A 24,156-nucleotide genomic window follows, 5' to 3' on the forward strand; every position below is an offset into this window, starting at 1 on the left:
CGGGTCGCGGCGCCATAGAAAGGGGGAAGGCCCGGAACAGGAACTGTTCCGGGCCTTCTGCCGTTTTCGTTGGGGCCAACGCTTCGTCTTTGGGGGAAAAGGGGGAGAAGCGTTGGCCGGTCTTCTTTACCCGGCCGGGCGGTCTCCCCGCCGGCGGCGGCGTGCCAGCACGAGGGCAGTGCCGCCGAGGGCGAGCAGGATCGCGGCCGCGATACCTACCCCGGCGATGTCACCGCCGGTGAGCGCGAGCCCGCCCACAGTCACTACCGGTTTGGGCTGTTCGGTTGGGGAGACGAACGGGACAGCCTTCTTCATGACAACTACCGTGATGGTGCCCGTCGCGGTCTGCCCTAGATCATCCGCGACCGTGTACGTGAACGAGGTCGTTCCCGCATAGCCGTCGTTCGGGGTGAACGTGAGCGTGCCGTCATCATTCACCTTCACCGCGCCGTCTTTCGGGTCGCTGACGGAGATGAGGGTGACCTTCTCACCCGTGACTTTGTCCATCGGCTTTACCGTCACCGCAGTGTTCTGTTCGGTGCTGGTCTTCACGTCAGGCGCCGTCGGCGCCTTCACGACCGTGACCGTGAGGTTCGACTCGGCGGTTTGTCCGACCGCGTCAATCACGGTGTACGGGATCGTCACCACCCCGAAATAGCCGGCCTTGGGTGCGAACGTGATCGTGCCGTCCGTGTTCACGACCGCGGTCCCGCCGTCGAGTTCCAGGGTGGTGGCAGGAGCCGTGCGAGCGGTAGGAGCAGTGGTATCTGCGAGGTCACCCAAGCCCAGCACCGACAAGGATTCACCCACATCGTTCCCCAGGACCGCAACCGTGACCGCGGTCGACTGCGGGGTCTTCACCACATCGGGGTTCGCGACCGGAACCGCAACCACGTGCACGTGGATCTTCGCGGTCGCGGTTTGTCCGACGACATCCGTGATCGTGTACGTGAGGTCAGTGTCGCCTGCGAAGGTGTCGTTCGGGGTGAACGTCACCTTCCCATCCGACCCAATCACCGCGGTGCCATCCGTGCTGTCGTCAACCTTCGTCACGGTGAGCCCGGTCCCGGTATCGTTCGCGAGCACATCAACCGAGACAGCCGTGTGGTGTGCGGTCGTCGCGGTGTCATCGGTTGCGACGGGTTTCTGGATCACACGGACGGTAACGGTGCCGGTGGCAGTGTTGCCGTACTTGTCGGTCTCGACATACGTGAACGTCGTACCACCGGTAAACCCGCTGTTTGGGGTGAACGTGACCGTACCATCACCGTTATCCACGATGCTGCCATCACTGTTCGCGCCAATGCTGGTGAGGGTGATCCCGTCACCAACATCATTACTCAGCACATCGATCGAGACAGGCGTGTCTTCCTTCGTCAGCGCACTGTCATCGACCGCGACCGGACCCGCCACCACCGTGATCGTGACGGTCGCGGTTGCGGTCTGCCCGACACTGTCGGTGACGGTGTACGAGAACGTGTCCGTGCCGGTGTATCCCTTCGCGGGGGTGTACGTGACCCGGCCATCCGCTGCCACCGTAGTGGAGCCGTTGGTGGGAGCGGTCGTGACCGCGACAGACAGGTTCGTGCCTGTGTCATTCGCGAGCACATCAACCGTGACCGGCTTGTCTTGCCCCGTCGTCGCCGTGTCAGGGGTAGCGGTGGGGGCCTTCACGACCGTGACGCGCAGCTTCGCTGACGCGGACTGTCCGACGGTGTCCGTGATCGTGTAATCCACAACCGCGACACCCGAGAACCCAGTGGCTGGGGTGAACGAGACCGTGTTATCGGCATTCACCACAACCGTGCCATCGTTCGTGCTCGCGAGTGTGACGCGAGGCAGCGTCGCAGTGTCGTTTGTGAGCACGGCCACAGTCGCGGTTGCACCCTGCGCGATTGTTGCGGTGTCGTCACGAGCGATCGGCTTCGCGATCACATTTACCGTGACCGTCGCGGTGGCAGTCTGGCCTACGCTGTCGGTCACCGTGTACGTGAACGAGGTCAGGCCGCTGAACCCACTGTTCGGAGTGTACGTGATCGTGTTGTCTGCGTTAATCACGACGGCCCCGTCAGAGTTCGCACCCTTCCCGGTCACCTGCAGGTTGATGCCAGTGTCATTGCTGAGCACGTTCACCGTGACAGCCTGCTTTTCACCCGTCTGCGCCGTATCATTCCCAGCAACAGGTGCCGCCAGCACGTGCACCGTCACTGTCGCAGAAGATTCCTGGCGAGACTTGTCCGCAATCGTGTACGTGAACGTGTCATCACCCACAAACCCAGCCGCAGGCGTGTAGCTGACCGTCTGGCCGTCGGCAGCGATCGAAACGGTCCCACCATTCGAGGTGGCACCCGTCTTGGTGATCTTCACCGACGCGTCATTGAGCGTGTCATTCGCCAACACATTAATAGTGTTCGCGGTGCTGTTGATGCCGACGGACTTGGTGTCGTCCTTCGCGACCGACGGCGTAATATCTGCCTGCACCCCGAAGTCCTTCCCCGTCACCGTCGCACCATTCGCGAGCTCGATCGGCTGCTTCGGGGAGACCACCACGTGTGTGCCGTTGGGTGCGGTCAACTCCACGTTGTACTTACCGGGCGCAACACCCGGGAAGTCGTAGTCACCATTTGCGAACGAGTCCGCGGTAATTGGAGCCGCGAGCGGCACATCATCACCCATGCCACCGTCATCAATGCCATCTGCACCAAACCCGTATCCCGATACGATCTTCACGACCGGATTCGCAATCGGTGTATCACCGGCGGTCCTCGAGAACGAGTAGTCGACGTCCTTGTATACGTTGCCCGACAGTTCCGCAGCCGACGAGGTCATCGACACTCGGGATGCTCCCTGCACAGGGGCGGTCACCGCAGTTGCCTTCCCCCACACGTCGTTCTTAATGACGCCGGTGCGCGAGAGCTCACCTGGGGTGACCACGATATCGGCGGACTGAACTGTTCCTGGGGTGAGTTCCCCAGTCCGGAACTGGATCGCCGTCACCGTCGCAGGCTTCACGTCGGTCCATGTGATCCCAGTCATACCCGACGGGTTCGCGGCAACCGCCGCTTGCACAGCAGCAGACACATCCGACGTGTACCAAACCGAAGTGTCGGCAGCAGACGGCGTCACTGAATCAACGGTCATTCCGTTCAAACCCGTCGTGCCACGACTATCCCCGTTAAAGGGGAGCACATCGACAAACGACCCCGTACCGGCGGTGTTGGTGAGGCGGTTCGCCCACCCAATCGTGTACGTAAACGGCACACCCGGATTCGCCGTCAACGACGACGAGGTCTTCGTCACCGCAAAGACCGCGGGACTATTCACCTGCAGCAGAGCAGACGCGTTGCGTACTCCTGACGCGTCGGTCGCGAGATCCGACGCCGACGTGATCGTCGACGTCACCGTCTGTGACGAAGGCGTGGCGATCAACGGCGACACGATCGTGTTAAATGTGATCGCAGGCACCGGCGTATTCACCGGCCACGGCCCCAAGCTAAATACAACCGTCTGACCCGGATCAGATGCAGAACACGAACCCGCAACCGGCGGGGTCACAGAAACCGGCGTCACCGACGCAGAACCCGTCTGATACGTCACGCACGCGTTCGGCAACTTTACAGTCACCCGAACATCCTGCGCCGTCGCCCAGGTCTCACCATCCGGAGTCGACACTGACGGCTTAATTGTCACCTGACGAACATTGCCCGGAGCACCCGTCGCCTGATCCCAAGCCGCGGTATTCCTCACCTCAGCGATCGAAGCCTTGCCGCTGTTCCCAAGGTTGTTCTGACGCGCCCCAGTAGTTCCGTCCGCATTCCAGTTGCTAAAAATACTGATGCGTGTGCCGTCGACCAACGGCGCCGATGTGCGCTGCATCGACGCATACATAGCTACGTTCATTCCCGCTGGATAAGAAAGCAAGTAACGCACACGTACGGAAGTGATCGCAGCCGCGCCACCCGGGACGGTAGCAATACTTGAATACCATCCTGCAGCCCCGTCACCAGCAGAACCACAATTGGCATTGTTCCGTTCAAAATCTGAAGCGAATGAACCGGTTCCGTATTCAAGTACATAGTCACTGGACGCGGCCCTGACTGAATTCACGGTCAAATAAGTGTCGACGGTGGGGTCAACGTTCACAATCGTGTTATCAAACACCAGGCACTCACGCAGGTTATCGAGTGGGGTATTTGCTGCGCCCGCCTGAATGTTGTAGTACGCACGGTACTTTGTACCGGGGTACAGGGGGGCTGTGCCGTCGCTTACAGCGCTTGCCCCGGCAACGGGCACGCCAGTCGTTCCAGATGTCCACAACCTCCAGTCTTGAACAAAGACTTGACTTGTGTTGAAGGAAAGCTTTGCGCAGTTGCCAGGTAAGGTCGGGACACAGCTTGCACCCGGTTGTTGATTTGGGGCGTATCCCGCACCGAAATTAGAAGAGCCGTCCAACCCAACAGGGTCAAATCCGGTTGCCTGTTCTTGAATCACTGTGGTCGTATTGGCGGGGAAGCTGCTCAGCGGATACCACACTGCCAACGCTCCTGAGAAGAAATATGCACGGTCCGATGGGAGAGCAGCACCGCTCGCGCCCTTTGTTGGCCAAGAATCTACAGTTGAGTTCGCGGTCACCGAAACAGTAATCGGAGTGCCTGCACCGCCCGGCTGGGTACAAGTGATTGACGTACCACCAACAGTTGGGTCGCCCGTCGTGGATGGGCTGGTGCCACAGTTTCGTACCACTCCGCCAGCAGGAGTTGACGGAAGATTGACCGTAAAGGTCATTGGGTTTTGCAATGATTGCAGCCCCTTTACGCCCTTACTTGGATCGACCGGCATGTAAAGATTAACCCGGTCCTGAACGTAAATACCGTCGACGCCACTAAACGTTCCGGGCCCCTTTGCTGGGTTTGGGATCTGAGCGTTAGAAAAGTCTAGAATCGCTTGCGGTGCACTCGCTGATACTTTTACCGAGATGTTGTTTGAGGTGACTCCACCGGTAGTTGCAGTCACCGAGACCGTTGGTGTCGCCCCGTTTGCGAGCCCTAATACCTTTGCCTTCACGTTGTACGCGCCCGATCCCGAAGGCGCGTTCGCGATTGTGCAAGTCAGAACCTGTCCTGCAATAGCCGCTGCTCCCTCGGAACAGTTGGTTGTTGAACCGGCGTCCCACTTCATCCCAGCAGGGAGCGTCTGCTTAAACGTCACATCCCCAGCAGTGGCCACAGAGTAGGCCCACCTATAAGTGACGAAGTCGCCAGTGCGCACGATTCCATTGTTAGAGCTACTGTCGTTGCCTGCGGCGTTGTCGGCATCAAACGGAGCCGTGCCATCTGACACGACTGAGAGCGTCACCTCCGACACCGAACCGATCGCGGCGCGCGCCATGGTGACACCAGCCGTGAGCACAACGGCAACGACCATCAAGATCGCAACGGCGATCCCGAGAGATCGATGTCGTTTCAGCCACGCTGTGCGCGGAGAATTCAGAACTTGGGGGGATGACATAAAGCGGGGACCTTCCTAGAACCACCCGTCGGAGCAATGCAGTGCACCAACGTTCGAGAGATATACAGTCGAGTAGAGAGCCGCACCCTCACGGGCGAGACTTCTGCTCACACCTATGAAGAGCGGGCTATTGATCACCCCGTCCGCCTTCCCAGGTAACTTTCAGCTTTACCCTGTGGAATTCAGATCACGGTCGAGCACAACTCCAGTCCGCTTATGCAGAAAACGGACGAACTGGCAGGAACTGAGCCTAGTTACCTAGGCTTCATTACCGAAAAATATTCGGCGACTACGAACTATTCGCCCCGAAATGTACGTAGCCCGCGCACCATATGAAGTGGTCACAGCCGGGCACTACGAACTTTTCGCTCCACGCTTGCGGGCATTGCCCCTGGCGCCGCTCGCCCGTCTACGCAGAAAAGTTGAAATGCCCAACCCTCTCGGCGAACACCTGATTACGTCAAACGACGCTGGTTTCATCAGCGATATCGATCTGCTTACTCTCGTTCGCGAAGGCGACCAAGACGCTTACGCCCAGCTCTACCAGCGCCATTGCGGCGCAGCACTTTCCGTTGCCAAGAAGTGGGCGAGATCCCTCAGCGAGGCCGAAGATCTCGTCGCCAACGCGTTCACGAGCATCCTCTCCGCGATCCGAACAGGGTCGGGTCCAACCTCTATGTTTCGCGCGTATCTCTACAGCACCATCCGAAATGCGGCATACAGTACAGCCGCGACCGAACGCCGCTACGTCGACATCGATGAGTGGGATGAAAGCCTGATCCCCGCCGCCGAATTTGCACCCGAGCTTGAGCCAGAAGAGACCGAACTCGTGCGGGCGGCCTTCAGCGGACTCACCCCCGAAGACAAAGAAATTCTCTGGTGCACCGAGGTTGAAAACCGCACGGTTTCAAGCGCTTCAGACATTCTCGGGCTCAGTAAACCCGTCGCCTACAGAGCACTCCGCACAGCAAAAGAACACCTTCGCGAAGAATACCTGCGCGTGCATATCTCCACCTCGGCGGAACGTGATGACGAGTGCAGATCGGTATCCAAATTGCTCCCGCGGTATATACGCGGAACCGTTCGCCCGACCACAAAACGCATCGTCTCAAACCACGTCAGTCACTGTGTTTACTGCACCGCCGCCACGGCAGAATTGCGCGATGTCAACCGCGGTATTCACGGTGTCATCGCGCCGATCATCCTGGGAGCCGGGGTGCTTGGCGCTCTCGGTTGGGCCGGTGCTCGTCCCGCTCAGGCTGCACAAGGATCGGCGGGCAGGTTCCTCGCAGCTTCTCGGGTCGGCGCCCGCCCCGCATTATTGATTGGGGTCGGGATCGCGGCCGTCATTGCGCTGGGTGCCGTGACCACGCAGGCCATCGTGTCGGATCAGCAACAGGATCCCGGCGTCACGATCGCTGCGGCGAACAACATCCCGGATCCCGAACCGACGCCCGTTATCCCCTCAGACCAGAGCTCTCATTCCGACTCGCAGAGCCAAACCGATTCAGCGACAACCCCCGCGCCCGACCCCGACTCCTCCACGACTAACGACCAGGGTGATGATTCAGGTACTGACGGTTCAGGCACCACTGACCCTCCGCCGCCGGTGAACATCGATGACACCATCGCCTATCTCGATACCGACGCTTCCCTGTTGCAGAACGGGCAGGGAACAGCGGTGATCCGCTTTCATAACCCGACGGGGCGCACACTCACCGGAATCGTCGTGACTGTGACGCTCGACTCTCGGGCGACGCTCGTGCCACCGGGCAGCCAGCAGAGCGGAAATGTGCAGTACGCGGGTGTTTCAGATCACGTCGTTAGCACCACGGTTGGCACACTCGCGCCCGACTCGAGTGGGCAGTTGCGGATCGCATTTACCTCGGCGATGGATGCGTCTGATCTGAGGGTCGCGATCAACTCCAACATCGCTGAACTCGGCGAGCAGAAGTCGGTGTCGCTGCTGCGGATTGTCTGATCCTCAACCCAAGCCTGCAAGAATGACGCCATGACAACGTCGTTCACCCTGGTTCAGCTGCGCTACTTCGCGACGGTCGCCCGACTCGAGCACATGACGGCCGCGGCGGCCGAGCTCAACGTGACGCAGTCGACGCTCTCCAGCGCCATCGCGCAGCTCGAGGCCGAGTTTGGCGTGCCACTTTTTGTGCGATTGCCGCGCCGCGGGCTCCGCTTGACGCCCGCCGGGCAGACGTTGCTCGCGCGCAGCGGAGCGTTTCTCGAGGAGGCCTCGCTTATTTCCCGCGCCGTGCGCGAAGACACCCCGGTGCTCACTGGCGAGCTCGTCGTGGGCATATACGCGCCACTCGCGCCGTTTCGCGCGCCAGTGCTGCTGCAGAAGTTCGAGCGCTTACACCCCGAGGTCAACCTGGTCTTTCTTGAGGGTGATCAGGGCACCCTGCAACAGGCGCTGCTCGACGGGCACTGCGAGGTAGCCCTCATGTACGACCTCGGGGTTGGCGATCGCTTCACGCGCCAGGTCGTGGAGCGAGTGTCGCCGCACGTCATTGTGCCGGAGGATCATCCGCTCGCTATCGCGGGTCGCAGCGAGGCCAGTCTCGCTGAGTTTGCAGACGAGCCGCTGATCCTGCTCAATCTGCCGCACACTCGCGAGTACTACCTGGGGTTGTTCAAGCAGCTCGGGATCACGCCCCGCGTGCGCCACGTGTCGCTCGGCTACGAGACGGTGCGCTCGTTTGTTGCCCTCGGGCACGGCTACTCGGTGCTCAACCACTGGGTCGATCACGGCATGACCTACGCGGGAGAGCGTGTGGTGCCGATTCGGCTCGCCGATCCCCTGCCACCAACGGAGGCCTCGCTCGTGCGGCTCGTCGACAACCGGCCGACGCGTAAGTCGCTGGCGTTTGAGGCTGTGTGTTTGGGGCGGCCTTCTGGCGACCAAAGGCAAGGTTAGTAACCAATGGCCAGGATAATTCCGCGTCAGCAACCTGGCCTTAAGTTACTAACCTTGCCTCTTGTGGGTCATGGCAGGATCAACTGGCCCCGGAAGCCCCTCGCACCACTTCACATCGATTTCATCGATCAGAAGCAACGAACATCTCCATTCGACGGGAGCTTCGCCGACCCTGAAGATAGGGAGTGCCCCGACTCTCGAGTTGGCTGTACCGGCAACGAAGCCGTGATCCACACCCGCAGGCACACCCCAGGAGAACGCAATGACGCTTCAATCCGACCCACCACGCGAGGCAACTCCCCCAAACGTCGCCCCCGCGACCGATCCCGTCAACATTCCCACCGGCCCGCTACCCGTTGTTGAGCGCCGCGCGCTCGACCGCACGAAGCGGCGCGTTCTGCTCGCCGGCAGTGTCGGCCAGTTCATCGAGTTCTACGACTTCAGCCTCTACGGGCTCTCGGCCATCACCCTTTCGCAGCTGTTCTTCCCTGGAGAAAGCCCCGTCGCGGCGCTGCTCGCAACCTTCGCGACGTTTGGTGTTGCCTTCCTCATCCGACCGCTCGGCGGACTCTTCTTCGGGGCCCTCGGGGATCGCTACGGTCGACGGCCCGTGCTCTACGTGACGCTGCTCACTATCGGTGGGGCCACCGCGGCAATCGGGGTGCTGCCGACGTTCGCGCAGATTGGAGTGTTCGCGCCAATCCTGCTGGTGCTCTGCCGCCTATTGCAGGGATTCTCCGCTGGCGGCGAATCGGTTGGTGCGCCCGCGTTCGTCTTCGAGCACGCGCCAAAGGACCGCCGTGGATTCTGGCTGAACATCACCCTTGCCGCGACGGCACTGCCCTCGGTGATTGGCGGCACGTTGATCCTGGTCCTCTCGACCAACATGGATACCGAAGCGTTTCAGAGCTGGGGCTGGCGGATTCCGTTTTTGCTCGCGCTACCCCTCGCACTCTTTGGGTTGTGGATCCGCACGCGCACTGAGGAATCCGAGGCGTTTAAGCAGGTGCAGGCGAAGCACAGCGGCGAGGTGCACACCCCGATTCGCGACGCGTTCCGCGAGAACTGGCTGAAGATGCTGCAGGTGATCCTGGTGATGGGACTCACCGCGATGGGCTTCTACTTTCTCACCGGTTACTTCGTCTCGTACGTGCAGACCGCGGGTGAGCTCAGCCGCGAACAGTCACTGCTGATCAATGCGGCGGCCATGCTGCTCTACGCACTGGTGCTCCCCTCGGTGGCATCCTCGGTGACCGGGTTGGCCGCAAACCGATGCTGATTGCAGGATCACTCGCGATCGCCGTACTTGCCATACCCGCGTTCATGCTCGTCACCTCAGGATCCCTCGTGCTCGCGCTGCTCGGCCAGTTCATGTTTGTGCTGTGCCTGTGCACCTACGGCGGCGGTTGCTACACCTTCTTCGTCGAGATCTTCACGACACGCACCCGCTTCACGTCTGCCGCCGTCAGCTACAACGTCGGTTACGCACTCTTCGGCGGCACCGCGCCCTTCGTTGGCACCTGGCTCGTCGACGCCACCGGCATGAACGCCAGCCCGGGCATCTACGTCGCCATAGCCGCAGCCATCGTCTTCCTCATTCTCGTTTTCACCAACGTGCCCGAAACCCACCCGCTCAAGCGGCGGACTACCCAAGGAGCCGACGCATGAGCGCCACCAGCTTTCTCTCCGATTTCCACGAGGTCGCCGCAATCGGGGCAACCCCGAACCAAGGCGTGGATCGCCAGGCCGCAACCGCCGAAGATCGCCTCACCCGCGAGTGGTTTCGCGCTTTCGCGCAGCATCGCGGCTGGGAGGTGCGTGTCGACGGGATCGGCAACCAGTTCGCGCTCGTTGAGTTTGAGCCCGGTGCGCCGCACATTCTGCTCGGCTCACACCTCGATTCGCAGCCGCTCGGCGGTCGCTTCGACGGGGCCTACGGTGTGATTGCCGCGCTGCACGCGGCGGACCGTCTTGTGGAGCGCGTTACCGCCGGCGAGCCGCGGCCCCGCTTGAATCTTGCGGTCGTCAACTGGTTCAACGAGGAGGGTGGCCGCTTTCCACCGTCCATCATGGGTAGCTCTGTGTTCGCGGGTCTCATGGATGAGCAGCGAATGCTTGAGGTTCGGGATCTCGCTGGGGTGTCTGTGCGGGAGGCGCTGGGCGAGATCGGGTACCTCGGAACTGATGCCCGACCAGAGATCGCCGGTTACGCCGAGATTCACATCGAGCAGGGGCGCATCTTGGAGCGCGAGTCGATGCCGATCGGCGCGGTCGACTTCAGCTGGTACACGCAGAAGCTCGATATTGAGGTGTTGGGCGAGCAGTCCCACACGGGAGCAACCGCGATGGCGGACCGGCACGACGCGCTCGTTGGCGCCGCGAAGGTGATCGTGAAGGTGCACGAGGTGACGGGGCATTTTGAACCTGAAGCTCTGGTGTCGTCGGTGGGTCAGCTCACGCTCGAACCGAATTCCCCCATCGTTGTCGCTCGTCGTGTGCATCTCGTTGCCGATCTGCGGGCGGCCGACAAGGAGGTTGTGCTCGCTGCGCGGGCCCGGTTGCTCGCCGAGATCGCGGAGATCGGTGATGCCGCCGGACTCACCATCAATGTGCGCGACTTCGACGTGCGTGACAACCAGCACTACCCGGAGGCCGGGATTGCGCTCGCCGAGCAGGTCGCCACTGAGCTTGGTTTGGGCGCTCGCAGGATCCGCACCATGGCGGGCCACGACTCCGTCGCGATGAACAGGATCGCCCCCACCGTCATGCTCTTCATCCCCTCAGTCGACGGCGTCAGCCACTGCGAGCGCGAGTTCAGCCGCGACGAGGACATGGTCGCGGGCGTCGACATGCTCACCGAGGTGGCCTGGCGAATGCTGGGTGGGGCGCTGTCTGAACAAGGGCTTATTCGTGAAGCGATGGCCCAGTCATGAGCTCGGCCGAGCTCACTGAGCGCCTGCGGGTCGCCAGCACCTCAGCACCAGCATCCGGGCCCGCATCAGGAACCGGTCCCGCACCAGGAACCTGTCCCGCACCAGGTACCGGGCCAGCACAGACTGACGACCTCACCTCGCTCAGCGCGACCGAGGCACTCGCCGCGTTCCGCGACGGATCCCTCGTCCCGAGCGAACTCCTCGCCGCGACAATCGCACGCATCCACGCGGTGAACGGTGACCGCTCCACCGGCATCAACGCCTTCACGGAGCTACTCTTCGAAGACGCAATGACCTCTGCCGTCGCTGCAGACCACGCCTACGCAAACGCCCGCCGCGATGGCACCCGAACCCCGGCGCTTCTGGGGATCCCCGTGGCGACCAAGGAGAAGCACGGTCTCGCTGGTCGATCCTTAACCCAGGGTCTTGCCGCCTGCAAGGGTGAAATCGCGGCGACAAACCACCCCGTCGTTGAGCGTGTGCTCGCCGCCGGGGGCATCATTCACGCGCGCACGACCTCACCCGAATTCTCTTGCGCTACTGTCACGCACTCTCCTCTCTGGGGTATTACCCGCAATCCTTGGAACCCTGCTGCCACTCCCGGCGGATCCTCCGGGGGTGCCGGTGCTGCTCTCGCGGCCGGTATGGCAACCCTAGCTACAGCCTCAGACATTGCTGGCAGCACTCGAATTCCGGCGGGGTTCACCGGCACCGTTGGTTACAAGGCCCCCTACGGTCGTGTGCCCGGACTGCCTCCGTTGGCCGCGGATTGGTATCGCGGCGATGGTCCGATGGGGCGAACGGTGGCCGACACGGCGCTGCTGGCGGGAGTGATGAGTGGTCGTCATCCCGTCGATCACGGGTCGTGGGGAGCGCACGGGATCCGGCCGGATCATGGGCAGCCGACGGGCCCAGATGCCGTGAGAGGGCTTCGGATTGGCCTGGATGTGACGCTCGGCGACTATCCCGTGGCAGCGAGCGTGCGCGCCAACACCCTGCGCGTGGCCCAGTTGCTTGAGGCTGCGGGAGCCGAGATTGTGCCCGTGTCGCTGCCCTGGACAACCGAGCGAATCACCCGAACGACCTTCGCCCACTTTGGGCACATTCTTGGGCCGGCCATGTCCGAAATCACCGCGGGAACCGAGGATCAGCTCGCCGCCTACACGCTCCAGTTCATCGCGGATGCGGCGTCGGTCGCGCGCGAGGTTTCGCTTCCAGAGTCATTGGCGATGGACGCTTCGCTGCAGCGCGATTTGGCCCTTGAGATGTCGGGGCTCGACGCGCTCCTCACCCCAACGCAGGCCGTGGAGATGCTCGATGCCGAGGGAAACTATCTCGATGGCGTCACGGCGCCCAACAGCGGCGGCGATGGCAGCAGCAGCGACACCAGGCGCCTCGGCCACTACTGGGAGGCCCACATGACCAGCCCCTTCAACGTGGCAAACCGCTGCCCGGTGTTATCGGTTCCCAGCGGCATGTCGAGCGTCGGGGTGCCCACCGGGGTGCAGGTCGTCGGTCACCCGTTCGAAGAGGGAATGGTGTTTCGCATTGGGTCAGCCATCGAGGCGCTGGTGGAGATGCCCGCGCTGCGGCTCTAGGCTCCAGAGCCACTACCAACATCTACGCCGCAACAAACCCCGAAAGCGCCGCGACCCACTCATCGAACGCGTCGAGATGAGCGTCGTGTGATCCCCCGGCAAGATCCACGCGAGTCACCTGTGCACCTCGCGAGATGAACCGATCTTTCTGCTCAGCGGTAAACATGCCGCCTTTTGCATATACAGCCAAAGTTGGCGCGCTGACGCTCTCCCATTCCTCCCAGCGCGGCACGGCGACGGCCCGAATCGTCTCGACCATAACGTCGGCGTCGAAGCGCGGGTGTAGACCGTCCGCGCGCTGCTCAAGATCATTTGCCCACGCCTGTGACAGCGGGTCATCACCGAGGTGAGCGATCGCCGCCTCACGGTTCGCAAACGGGACGGGCCAGGCACGTAACCACTCGCCAAGGTCCGCATGATCCTCGGGAGATCCGTTCCCCTCGTCAACCTCTAACAGCACGAGTCGACGCACCTTTTCCGGGTGGGCGGCACCCACCAGCATCGCTGTGTGGCCTCCCATCGATTGGCCAACCAGATCGACCGGCCCGGTGGTCCCACCCTCGGTTACCGCATCAATCACGGCTGCAACGTCACTGACAAACGCGTCACGCGAAAGGTCGCTCGGGATCCGGGTGCTTCGACCGTGCCCACGCAGGTCAACAAGCACGACCTTTCGGCCCTCAAGCGCATGCGCCGTGGGAATGAACTCGCGACCGCTGCCCATGAGACCGTGGAGGATCACAACGGCAGGATCGGCCCCCTCAAACACCGTGTAAGAAATGACGGTGCCGTCAGTGACTGTGAGCTCATGCACCGTCGGTTTCACAGTGTAAGCCTATACACGGGGCCAAGATCCGGGTGCGGGCGACTCCTCGTCGCCGAGCCTGCATTGCAGCGTCGAAAGTGCGGTTCAGAACTGCAAGTTCAGCGCTGGAATGCAGGCTCGGCAGCGAGGCGCAAGCTCGGCGACGAAGCGCAAGCTCGGCGGCGAAGCGCAAGCACGGCGACGAAACGCAAGCACGGTGGCGAGGCGCAAGCACGGCAGCGAAGCGCAGGCTCGACCGCTACACGCGGAACCCGTTACCGCCGCGAAGACGTAGCCATCACGAGCGCATTGCTACCGACGACCAGGGCGAGCCCGGTCCACTCGAGTGGTTCGAGCAGCTGTCCCAGCACGAGCCAGCCGATCAGCGCCGCCCACACCGGATTCAGGCTGGTCAAGATGCCGAATATTCCGGCGGACACCCGTCGCAGGGCAGCCAGGTCTGAGGCAAACGGGAGCAACGACGAGAAGATCGCGCACACCATCGCAACGCCAATCGCCCAGAGCGGCGGCGGGTGGGCCGTAAACCAAAATACGGCGACCGGGATCCACAGCACCGCCGAAACAACACTCGCAACCGCGGGTCCCTCGAGCCCGTTCAGCCGAGCACCGAGGGTGCGGTTCAGTAGAATGTACGACGCCCAGCCCAGGGCCCCGATACCGGCGTAGGCGACTCCGAGGTAGTTGCTCGTTGGCCCCGGTTGCACGAGCAGCACCACTCCAACCAGGGCGGCAACGATGGCGAACAGGTCGATGCGGCGCCGCAACATGGCGATCGCCACACCGAGGGGGCCCAGAAACTCAATGGTCACGGCGAGGCCAAGGCCGATCTGGTTGATGGCTCCGTAAGTGCCCGCGCTCATCGCGCCGAGGGCCACGCCAAGCGCGCCCGCGTACGCCCAGTCGCGTCGGGTGAGCTGCCGCCATTTAGGTCGCGCCAGGCACACGAACACGATCGCCGTGACAAACTGGCGCACGGCCACAACGCCGAGGGGACCGATTGCTGGAAAAACCAGGGCGCCCATGCCCGCGCCAACCTGGTTGCTGACCGAACTCGAGACTGCGAACAACATGCCGGAAATTCGCGCGTTCATTTTTAACATGAACCCGTCGTCCTTTCGGTGGGCGCAAACTACCGACCTGCGGCGCCCAATTACCAGCTGTCTCCTCTCTGAACCGGTGACTACCGGCTAGTCGAGTGTACAGACTCGATCGCTTGCGATCCCCTGAACGGGGTCCACAGATGCCAAAAGGGCCGCGGGGAAACCCCCGCGGCCCTCAAGCAACACGTGCCAGAAACTACGCCGACACGAAGAACAGTCGTTTGTTCGCGAACTCGCCGATGCCAACCGGGCCCATCTCGCGGCCGAAGCCGGAGCGCTTCACACCGCCGAAGGGGATCTCAGCCGCTTCTGCCGCGATCGTGTTGACGTGGCTCATGCCGACCTCGAGCTGTGAAGCAACGCGGGTCGCGCGGGCCTCATCGGTCGAGAACACCGAACCACCGAGGCCGAGCGCGCAGTCGTTCGCAAGCTCAAGCGCTTCCTGGTCGCTCGACACCTTGTAGACGGTCGCGACCGGTCCAAAGATTTCCTCGCCGTAAGACTCCGAATCGCGCGGCACGTCAACGAGAACGGCCGGCGAGTAGTGCGCGCCGGGTCCTTCGGACAGCACGCCACCCGCAACGAGCGTCGCACCTTCGGCAACTGCCTTCTGCACCTGCGCGTTGACGGTCTCGGCCGCAGCGCGGGTCGACAGCGGCACGTACTGGCCCTCGGCGAGGTCCAGCTGATCCCCTGGCGTAAGCCCGGTCGCGAGCTTCTTCAGCTCGGCAACAAACTCGTCGTAGATCGTGTCCATGACGATGAGGCGCTTGTTCGAGTTGCAGACCTGGCCGACGTTGTAGACGCGGAAGTCCCACGCCTGCTTCGCCACGGCTGCGACGTCGTCGGAGTCGAGCACCACCATCGGGTCGATGCCGCCGAGCTCAAGCACACACTTCTTGAGGTGGGCGCCTGCCTGCGCGCCGATGATTGCGCCAGCGCGCTCGGAACCGGTGAGAGAAACACCCTGCACGCGGGGATCCGCAATGATTGTTGCGATCTGATCGTGCGACGCGAAGACGTTCTGGTAACCGCCAACGGGCACACCCGCCTGCTCCATGATCTCCTGGATCGTGAGGGCGGAGCGCGCGCAGATATCAGCGTGCTTCAGCAGAATGGTGTTGCCGAGCAGCAGGTTCGGCGCCGCGAAGCGGGCGACCTGGTAGTACGGGAAGTTCCACGGCATCACACCGAGCAGCGTGCCAACCGGGCGGTGCTCGATGTAAGCCTTACCCGGCACGGTGCTCGGGATCTCGTAGTCGGTGATCAGGCTGGGCCCGTGCACCGCGTAGTACTCGATGATGTCGCGTGCGAACTCGACCTCGTCGATGGACTCAGCGATCGACTTGCCCATTTCGAGCGCGATGAGACGCGCGAGCTCTTCCTTGCGCTCCTCAAAAATCTCAGCGACTCGTTTGACGACGGCGGCGCGATCCTGCACGCTGCGCTCTCGCCATTCCCGGTAGACCGCATCGGCACTCGCGAGGGTCTCCTCGATCTGTGCGTCGGTTGCGGCTTCGAACGTTTCGAGAATCTCGCCGGTGGCAGGATTCTGAACCCGGTACTTAGACATGCATATCTTCCTCCAGAGTAGGGAATAGAGGCCACGCCAACGTGTCTATGCGTTGATCGCGCCTCTTGAAAGCTATCACCCTCTCCCGCGAGTGCACCGGTTAGCGACGAGAGGCCAGGATAACCACGCGCAGTTTTCCTGGCCTCTCGTCACTTAGGTGGCCATTAGTTGCGAGCCGGGTGTTGCTGGGAGCGGCGCCGTAGTACCAGCACGGCACCCAGGCCAGCGAGCAGCAGGCCAACACCCGTCAGGGCGGCCGCCGACTCGAAGCCGGTCAGTGCGAGGTCGGTCGCCCAAACCACACGGTCGGTGTCGGTCGAGGTGCACGTGTCGTTGTCATCCTCGCAGCGCCCCGGCGCCTTAACGACCACGCTGTTCACGACTTTGTCGCCAGCACGCGCCTGCTCAGACACCTTTACCGTGACGTGCACAACCTTGTTAGCACCCGCCGCAAGCGAAGACACCCGCCACACCACCGCAGAGCCCTCAGCAGACAGCTTGCCACCGTCGCTCGCCGAAACGAACGACACGTTCTTCGGCAGGATGTCCGTGACAATCGCGTTCTTCACGACAGTGTTGACCGAGTCGTTACCAATTGTCACGTCGTAGGTGAGTGTGTCGCCGGCCTTCACCTCGGTGCGGTGGTCATCTTTCAACACCCACAGCCCCTCGGGGGTGTGGTCGATGTCGGTGGAGGAGCACTCGTCACCGGGCATGCTCGGGTCGTCCTTGCAGGTGCCGTCACTTGTGACCGTGGCCGTGTTGACGATCTTGGTGCCGCCAAGCAGGCCCTTGTTCACCGTGACGGTGATGGTGATCTTCTTCACCTGACCGGGAGCCATATCGCCAAGCGACCACTCGAAACCGTACGGGTTGTCGAACGAGACCGTACCCGGAATAGACGACCTCACAAACGTCAGGTTGTCGGGCAGCACGTCGCGCACGACCACGTCGGGTGCGGTGTACTTCGTGTAGTTCGTCACCTCGAGAACGTAGTTGAGTGTCTCGCCAGGCTTGACGAGCGTACGCCCATCGTCCTTTACGATCTTGACCCGACCGATCTCGTCAACCGGCGCAGGAATCTTCACGTACCCGGCGTCGATCGTGCGATTGATAAATGGAGCATCCACCTTGTCGCTCGCGACCGAGGGGGTCACGTTTGTTTCGCCCTCACCCAGGTGGATCACCGCGGTGCGGCCCGTGGCCACATCGGCATCCGAATCGACGGTGGCATCGCTGCCCGCAAGCGCGACCGTGCGGTCGTAACCGTCGACAGCCCCAAACTCGACGGTGTAGTCACCGGCAGCCAGGTTGTCGAAGTGGTAGTAACCGTTCTTGTCGGTGGTGGTGCGCGCGAGCTCGGTGCCGTCGCTTCCATAGAGGATCACCGAGACCCCCGCAAGCGGATCCTCTCCCTTGTCTTGAACGCCGTTTTTATTGGCGTCGACCCAGGTGTAGTCGCCGATCGCGTAAGTGGTCGCGGCGACCGCGTACCAGGGATCCTCGTCGCTCACCCGAGTGCCGGAGGACACCCCGACGCCCGCCACCGAGACGCTGTCGCCGTGGGTTTGCGCCGACTTCAGCGCGGGCACGGTGCCGGTGCACTCGAAGCTCGCGCCGACCACAAACGGGCCGCCCCAGGCCACACCGGTCGAGGGCCCACCGAGCTTCGAGAAGTCGCAGCTCAGGCCGGTCATCGCGGGCCCGTTGAGGGTCACATCGGAGACAGTCACATCACGCAGCGCCTCAGCACCGGTGTTGGTGACGGTCATGGTAATTGGTGTCGCAGAACCGATCGTGACGGTCTTGCCGGGAGCCGTGTCGAAGTCGCCAGCCGGGAACCCATCGTCAGTCGACCACTTCTCGACGCTCATCGCGGGCTCGGTTGGCTCGGCCATCTGATCCACAACCCACGGCGCTTCGGCCGCAAGCATCGGCGAACCATCCTTCGCCTGCACCGAGTCGAGCGCGATACGGTTCCAGGTGCGCTCGCCGCCCACGATCGGCGAACCGTCGGCCAGCGTCGTTGGTGTGGCCATCGTCCACTGGGCGTCCACAAACTCGCCACCCTTAAACACACGCTCACCGAAGTCGAAGCGGATCGAGCGGATCGCCGACCAGTCGGTCACCCCGGCAGCGGTCTGCCAGGAGGTGTCTTGGGCACCAGCGCAGTAGAAGGAGGCACTGTGGTCGTCGGAGTTGTCCATCTCGGGGCGGCACGGATCGGTCTTGGTCGAATAGGTAATCGTCATTGAAGGATCGGTCACCGCGATCGGCCCGGTCATGGTCGGTACCCACTCGTTGCCATTGCCAGGGGGATCCTGCGCGTAGCGACCGTTGGTCACGCCGTGATTGCCGGGGTACGGCAGCAGGTCGTACGCGACGAGATCCTTCAGATCGCGGTTGCCGAAGTTGCCCATCTTCACGGAGTAAGAAACCGTGCCGCCAGGGGTCGAGGTGCCCACCTGGTTCGACTGGCCGGGAACCTCGGCGGAGTCGAACCACTTGCCGTTGTCTTGATCGCCGGTGACGTGCTTTTCGATCCATGTCGCGGCGGTATCGGCGAGCGTAAAGGCCCCACCAGCGCGCGGTGCGTATTCCTTCGTGTCGCCGTCGCCGTCAGCATCGTAAAGGTCTGCGCTCCAATCGTTGGAGTCGTTCGGAACGCGCACATCACGATCAAACGCCGTCGCGAGGTTTCCACGGTACGAGGGCTCAGTTGCTTCACCCGTGTAGCTTCCCGAAACCGCACCCGGGTTCACGACGGTGTCGTACTGGTACTTGCAGTTGGTGTTGAGACTCGGAATCAGGATGCCCTTAGTGCCCGTGTAGGTCCACTTCACGGTCTCGCTGCGCGGGCCACTTGTGAATGGGGTGCCGTGCGCCTGGTTCCAATTGTTCAGCACCTCCTCCGAGAACTCCGATGCTGCCGGGCAGTAGCTCTTGTTGCTTGCAAGCGCCCGGAAAGAACCCGTCTGGTAGCTCAGCTCGTTCGGAATGTCGTCGTACACAAGCGGCATCCACGGAGTATTGAGGTCGTTATTCTGCAACTGCAGCGTCCAGGTGATCGTGCCGCCGGGCCCAACGGGGGTCTGTGATGCATCTTTGTAGATGGCAGGCTTCGGAGTGGGAACCTGCGAGACCTCAATGGTCGCGCAGGGCCTGACCTGGTTGCTGGCACCAGCGGTCTTAACCGTGGCGCAGTTCGTAATCTCAGTGACATTGGCGAGGGCGTCCCAATCACCGTCTGACCAGATGGCAACGCTGAAAGATTCTTCGACCCTTACACCAACAAATTTGACGGTCACCTTGGTCACTCGAGGTGCGCCCGCAGGAACTTCGACCCGATCCACGTTGAAATCGAGTGGACCGCTGCTGGTGCCGTCCGCATACGTAAACTCGACGGTGCTGCCGGGGTGCACGTTGCGCCACTCGGGCCCGCGATCAACCACTGTCACGTTGAGGCCGTCGGGGATCGGGTCAGTCACCGTGATGTCTTGGGTCAGGTTGCCCCAGTTGGTCGCGACGATTTCGAAGCGCTGCTGACCACCCCCGCGGCTGATCGACGTGCCGGTTTTTGAGGCCGTGACACGATAGTCAGGCGGTGTATCCGCGACAACCACCGGAGACTGCGCGGTCTTTGTCTCGGGTTTGGGGCTGCCGTTTGGTGTGCCCGTAAGCGTCGCAGTGTTAATGATGGTCTTGCCCGTTGCAGATGCCGGGAAGGTGACGGTTACGCTCGCGTCTGCGTGCCCAAACAGGTTGTCGAGAGTCCACGTGACCGTGTGGCTCGCAGCATTGTAAGTACCGCCTGCCGTTGCGCTCACGAACGTCGCCTCAGCTGGCAGAGTGTCAACCAGCGTCAGGTCGTGGTACCCGATTGCGCCGTGGTCGCTGGCGGGATCAAGATGTGTAATGTCGGCGCTGAGGGAGTACGTGTAGTTTTCATTGGGTCGAGTCTGCGGTGCGCCGCGCTTCGTGAGCTGCAACTCACTCGCCGCGAGCAGCTCGATTGTTGCGGAGCGGGTAACGTCAGCCTTGCCGGGCTGCGACACCGTCATCACCGTCGTCTGATCGCCAGGCATCGTCGTGTAGTTCTCGGTCGGCCACGAGATCGTCAGCTGCGACACCAGCCCAGCCTCCGTCGCCGCATACACAACGTCGACCGTGCCGTTGGCGTTGGCCACAACCGAGGTCACCCCGGGCGGATACGGCTTGACGACCGTCGCGGCACCCGTGGCACCGACGGGCTTGCTGAAGCGCAGTGTCACGTCCTTGCACTGAGCAGGATCCGAGCAGCTCAGCTGCGCCTCGTAGACGAGCGAGTCGCCAGAATAGACAGTGGTGTTCTTGGCAACCAGCGCAGTGCTCAGCATGCCGTCGTTGCCGGGAGCGGCGAAGGCGCTGTGGGCTGATCCCCCAAGCACCAACAAGGGCACAACAAGAACGGCCACGATAGCCAGCAGCAACGTACGCATGGATTTACGGCCGCGTGGCCTGGCTGCGATCAGAGGGGTATACACAGTGAACTCTTTCTTCAAAACACACCGGGGGTGCAATTGGGGACAGTTAGGAAAGATGCCCCGGCGACGAATTGATTACAGGTTTTTCGAAACGCGTAGAAAGATCGGCGAGAGCGCCGAACTAGAGCCGATTGATCTCGGCGGTGGGGCGACCGTTCGCTCCACCCGATAGCTTGAATTTCCAGTTGTAGTCTTCGAGGCCAACGAACCGCTGACCGGGCACACACACCGCCGTTGCGCCGGTCACCGCGCACCCGGCCGAGGCCTGCAGGATCGTCTCACCCGCGGGTGCGTTGACCGTAACCGAGTAGGCGTCGGGTTGTGTGTCTGGGTCGAAGCGCACGTTCAGCAGCACGACCTGATTGCCGTTTTGCCAGTCAAGAGAACGGACCCCCGGCGGCAGATCTTCGCCGCCTCCGTTACCGCTGTTATCGGTGCCAGTGTTGCCGGAGTCACCGCTTGCGGTGTCCGGCTGGTTGCCGTCTGGCCGAGGGCCAGTGTCATTCGGATGCTTCTTCGGGCTGCCCGGAAGCGTCGTGGTTGCGTCGTCGCTGGCGGCGGGCTCCGTCGTCTGCGACGATGCCGCGCCCGATGAGGCTTCACCAGGGCCATCGGTTTTCGGCGAGGATCCCTGCAACCCAACAATCACGATCGCACCCACCACAGCGGCGCCTGCCGCGGCAATCAACACTTTTGCTGTCTTTGTGGTGAGCCAGGATCCTCCGCCCACACCACCCTCGATCGCCGACGCGGGGGCCACATCCCACACAATCTCTCGCATAATCTCTGCGCCCGCGGCGACCACCACCAGGGTGGCGGCCGGCAACGAGATCGCCCGCATACGCTGAGCCATTGACGTGCACTTCGTGCACTCGTCAAGGTGCCCGGCAACTCGCTTGCCGCGTTTTGGCGGCACCACATTCAGCACGGACTGCGCCAGGTACATGCGCGGCAACTGCTCGCAACTGCTCGCCTCAGCGGTGGCCTCGAGTAGGTAGTTGAGCCGCAGAGACTCCCGCGCCCGAAATGCCACAACCGCTGCTGCGTTGGGAGAGAGTTCGAGCCGAGCGCCGATTTCGCTCATCTTTTCGCCGTCAACCTCAGCGAGCCACAGCACCTGCTGTTCTCGCTGCGGCAGAGCCCCAAAGGCTCGGGTTACCGCGTCTTCATCCCACGCGTCGGGAATCGTGGCCGGTTCTTCTTCGTCTGCGATGAGACCGTCAACGAGCTCTGTGAACTCGCCGCTCATCAGCTCACGCTTTGCGATCCGGTTGGCGCGGGTGGCCTCGTTTCGAATACACACCCGCATGTAGCTCAGAAACGATTCGACCGTCGGGCCCGCACCGTGCCGAATGCGCGCAAGCACCGAGGTGAATGCCTCAGAAACAACATCTTCGCTCGCGACGGATGGGTGGGCGAATCGGCGAGCGTACCCAATGAGCATCGGTCGGAACCGCTCAAAGAGTTCGCAGAACTCCTCGTCTGAGACGGGTACAGAAACGTGTGGCGACATAGTGATCTCTCGCCCGACGACACCAAACGGGGCTCAGTGCGCGGGTCAAACGTCGAACTAGATGCATCCGACGCTTCCCCTTGCTCTGCCGGACACGAGAGGCCAACACGGTGTTGTGCTGACCGGGCGATGGAAACCATCGCGTCGCAGCCATAGTAGGCAGGAGGGATAACGCAGTACGTAGTGAGAGATCAAAAGATAAGTAGTTTTGCCGCAGGAGTCGTAGTTTTGGAGGTTGTACCTACCGGCCCCGGCGAGCACTCATTACGCCCCCGGAGGCGTCGCGCTCGTTGCGAACCCGACCGCGATCGTCTTCTCGTCATCGATCGTCGCGGGGTCGAAGAACACCGTCACGCTGTCGCCCATGCGCGGCAGGGTTGCACGCGGAAACTGGCCCTTCTTCGTGACCCAGCGGGTTTGGCCGGCAGGATCAACAAAACTCACCACAAAGGAGATCACCGGTTGGTTGTTGATCTCAAGCCCGGTCTCGGTCACAGTGCTCACCGTGCCTGGAACCTGGGTACCGCTCGCAAGAAGCTTTTCAGCCCGCTCCCTTTTCTTCGACACCTTGCCAACAAACACGAGCCGCGACACGAGCGCGATCACGGCCACCAGCACTATCGCGGCGGGAATCCAAAGGTTGGCGTAATACATGACCCACGCCATGATTCCCCACGGCTCCGAGCCACCAAAGGTCGTGTCGACCGCGTACCCGGTCTCGGTCGGTTTGGTCCAGTTCTGGCTATACATCCAGAACCCAACTGCCACACCCATCGCCGTGAAGAAGAACGGCCCGATCAGCGCCGGAGCACCGCGGAAACGACGTGCCGCCCGCGCGTACAGGCCGCCCAGAATGATGCCCCCGAAGAGACCCACAAAGAACGGCAGCGGCCAGTCCGCCGCATCAGCCGTGTCCCACTCGAACACACTGTTGAGCGACATCACCCGAAACTGATTCATGATGATGCCGAATCCCCACCCGGCCGAACCACCCGCAACGGCGGTCAGGCCAGCGAAGATCACGGCAGCGAACAGGCTACCGCCCGATCCTCGCGCCTTCTCGGCTCGTTCTTGCGCAGCAATGATGGGGTTCTGCAGTGACATGGTGTTCTCGATCGGGTTGAAGCGGAGGGGGGGATCAACACGAAGGAGCGGAACCCCAGAGCAACCTGGGATCCCGCTCGGCTTCGCAGGTGTGTTAGGCGGCGGGACCCATATACAGGTAGCCCTGCGGCGCCTGCGCGTTTGGCATCACCAGCACGATGTCGGCGGCCCGCGGAATCTGCAGCTTCGAGACCAGCGTCTCAAGCTGAATCTGGCTCTCGTTACCGTCGTTCAGCACGAGGTGCAGCACCACAACCGGGTCGTGATTGACGAGCTTGCCGGTGTCTGCCACGGCAACGACACGCGCCGAGATGGTCGGCATACCCTGCGCCATCGCGGCGGCCGCGAGCTGCGCACCCTGTGCCGCCTGCACGGCGCCGTGAGCGTTGGCGAGGTTCTCGCTGCCCATCATCGCCTTCGCGATGCGGCCGGTGAAGCCCTTGCCCGAGGTGATCTTGTCGGCGGTTGCCATCGCCTCGTCACGGTCGGTGGATCGGGAAAATAGTCCCATGGTGTTCTCCTTTAAATTGGTGATTTTTTAAG

The 24,156-nt window shown here is 62.3% G+C and carries 14 protein-coding genes; 6 read left to right on the plus strand and 8 right to left on the minus strand.

Going from position 1 to position 24,156, the window contains the following annotated elements; all coding sequences use genetic code 11:
• Positions 1-126: 126 nt before the first annotated feature.
• The gene (locus G7068_RS08750) at positions 127-5,508 is read right to left on the minus strand and encodes a beta strand repeat-containing protein (RefSeq protein WP_166291203.1); all 5,382 of its coding nucleotides are present in this window, start codon (positions 5,506-5,508) and stop codon (positions 127-129) included.
• Between the two features lie 427 nt (positions 5,509-5,935).
• Between G7068_RS08750 and G7068_RS08755 the strand changes: the two genes are divergently transcribed.
• The 6 genes from G7068_RS08755 to G7068_RS08775 all read left to right on the plus strand — a co-directional run bounded on the left by G7068_RS08755 (position 5,936) and on the right by G7068_RS08775 (position 12,974).
• Complete coding sequence (locus G7068_RS08755; RefSeq protein ID WP_166291205.1) at positions 5,936-7,489, plus strand: RNA polymerase sigma factor; 1,554 nt, start codon at positions 5,936-5,938, stop codon at positions 7,487-7,489.
• Between the two features lie 30 nt (positions 7,490-7,519).
• The gene (locus G7068_RS08760) at positions 7,520-8,443 is read left to right on the plus strand and encodes a LysR family transcriptional regulator (protein WP_166291207.1); all 924 of its coding nucleotides are present in this window, start codon (positions 7,520-7,522) and stop codon (positions 8,441-8,443) included.
• A 262-nt stretch (positions 8,444-8,705) separates the two neighbouring features.
• Positions 8,706-9,722, plus strand: coding sequence for an MFS transporter (locus G7068_RS08765; RefSeq protein WP_244304402.1), 1,017 nt, complete (start codon positions 8,706-8,708; stop codon positions 9,720-9,722).
• Complete coding sequence (locus G7068_RS16465) at positions 9,716-10,111, plus strand: MFS transporter (protein WP_244304404.1); 396 nt, start codon at positions 9,716-9,718, stop codon at positions 10,109-10,111. The genes G7068_RS08765 and G7068_RS16465 overlap by 7 nt, the downstream gene beginning before the upstream one ends.
• A complete protein-coding gene (locus G7068_RS08770) occupies positions 10,108-11,376 on the plus strand; it encodes a M20 family metallo-hydrolase (protein WP_166291209.1) in 1,269 nt (422 codons plus the stop codon). The genes G7068_RS16465 and G7068_RS08770 overlap by 4 nt, the downstream gene beginning before the upstream one ends.
• Positions 11,373-12,974, plus strand: coding sequence for an amidase (locus tag G7068_RS08775; protein ID WP_166291211.1), 1,602 nt, complete (start codon positions 11,373-11,375; stop codon positions 12,972-12,974). Before G7068_RS08770 ends, G7068_RS08775 begins: the two co-directional genes overlap by 4 nt.
• Positions 12,975-12,996: 22 nt before the next feature.
• On the opposite strand, the gene G7068_RS08780 is transcribed toward G7068_RS08775, so the two are convergent.
• The 7 genes from G7068_RS08780 to G7068_RS08810 form a co-directional block, all read right to left on the minus strand.
• The gene (locus G7068_RS08780; RefSeq protein WP_244304406.1) at positions 12,997-13,800 is read right to left on the minus strand and encodes an alpha/beta fold hydrolase; all 804 of its coding nucleotides are present in this window, start codon (positions 13,798-13,800) and stop codon (positions 12,997-12,999) included.
• Positions 13,801-14,054: 254 nt separating this feature from the next.
• On the minus strand, positions 14,055-14,870 hold the full coding sequence (locus G7068_RS08785) for an EamA family transporter (protein WP_205881261.1): 816 nt from the start codon (positions 14,868-14,870) through the stop codon (positions 14,055-14,057).
• Positions 14,871-15,096: 226 nt separating this feature from the next.
• Positions 15,097-16,473 (minus strand): NAD-dependent succinate-semialdehyde dehydrogenase, encoded by a 1,377-nt coding sequence (locus G7068_RS08790; protein WP_166291215.1) that lies wholly within the window; start codon positions 16,471-16,473, stop codon positions 15,097-15,099.
• Between the two features lie 164 nt (positions 16,474-16,637).
• On the minus strand, positions 16,638-20,996 hold the full coding sequence (locus G7068_RS16600) for an SdrD B-like domain-containing protein (protein ID WP_166291217.1): 4,359 nt from the start codon (positions 20,994-20,996) through the stop codon (positions 16,638-16,640).
• A gap of 121 nt (positions 20,997-21,117) precedes the next feature.
• The gene (locus tag G7068_RS08800; RefSeq protein ID WP_166291220.1) at positions 21,118-22,509 is read right to left on the minus strand and encodes a sigma-70 family RNA polymerase sigma factor; all 1,392 of its coding nucleotides are present in this window, start codon (positions 22,507-22,509) and stop codon (positions 21,118-21,120) included.
• Between the two features lie 264 nt (positions 22,510-22,773).
• Positions 22,774-23,613 (minus strand): hypothetical protein, encoded by an 840-nt coding sequence (locus G7068_RS08805; RefSeq protein ID WP_166291222.1) that lies wholly within the window; start codon positions 23,611-23,613, stop codon positions 22,774-22,776.
• A gap of 94 nt (positions 23,614-23,707) precedes the next feature.
• Positions 23,708-24,124: a hypothetical protein gene (locus tag G7068_RS08810; RefSeq protein ID WP_166291224.1), complete on the minus strand. Its 417-nt coding sequence runs from the start codon at positions 24,122-24,124 to the stop codon at positions 23,708-23,710.
• Positions 24,125-24,156 lie beyond the last annotated feature (32 nt).

This window comes from Leucobacter viscericola, from assembly GCF_011299575.1.
Taxonomy (GTDB): Bacteria; Actinomycetota; Actinomycetes; order Actinomycetales; family Microbacteriaceae; genus Leucobacter; species Leucobacter viscericola.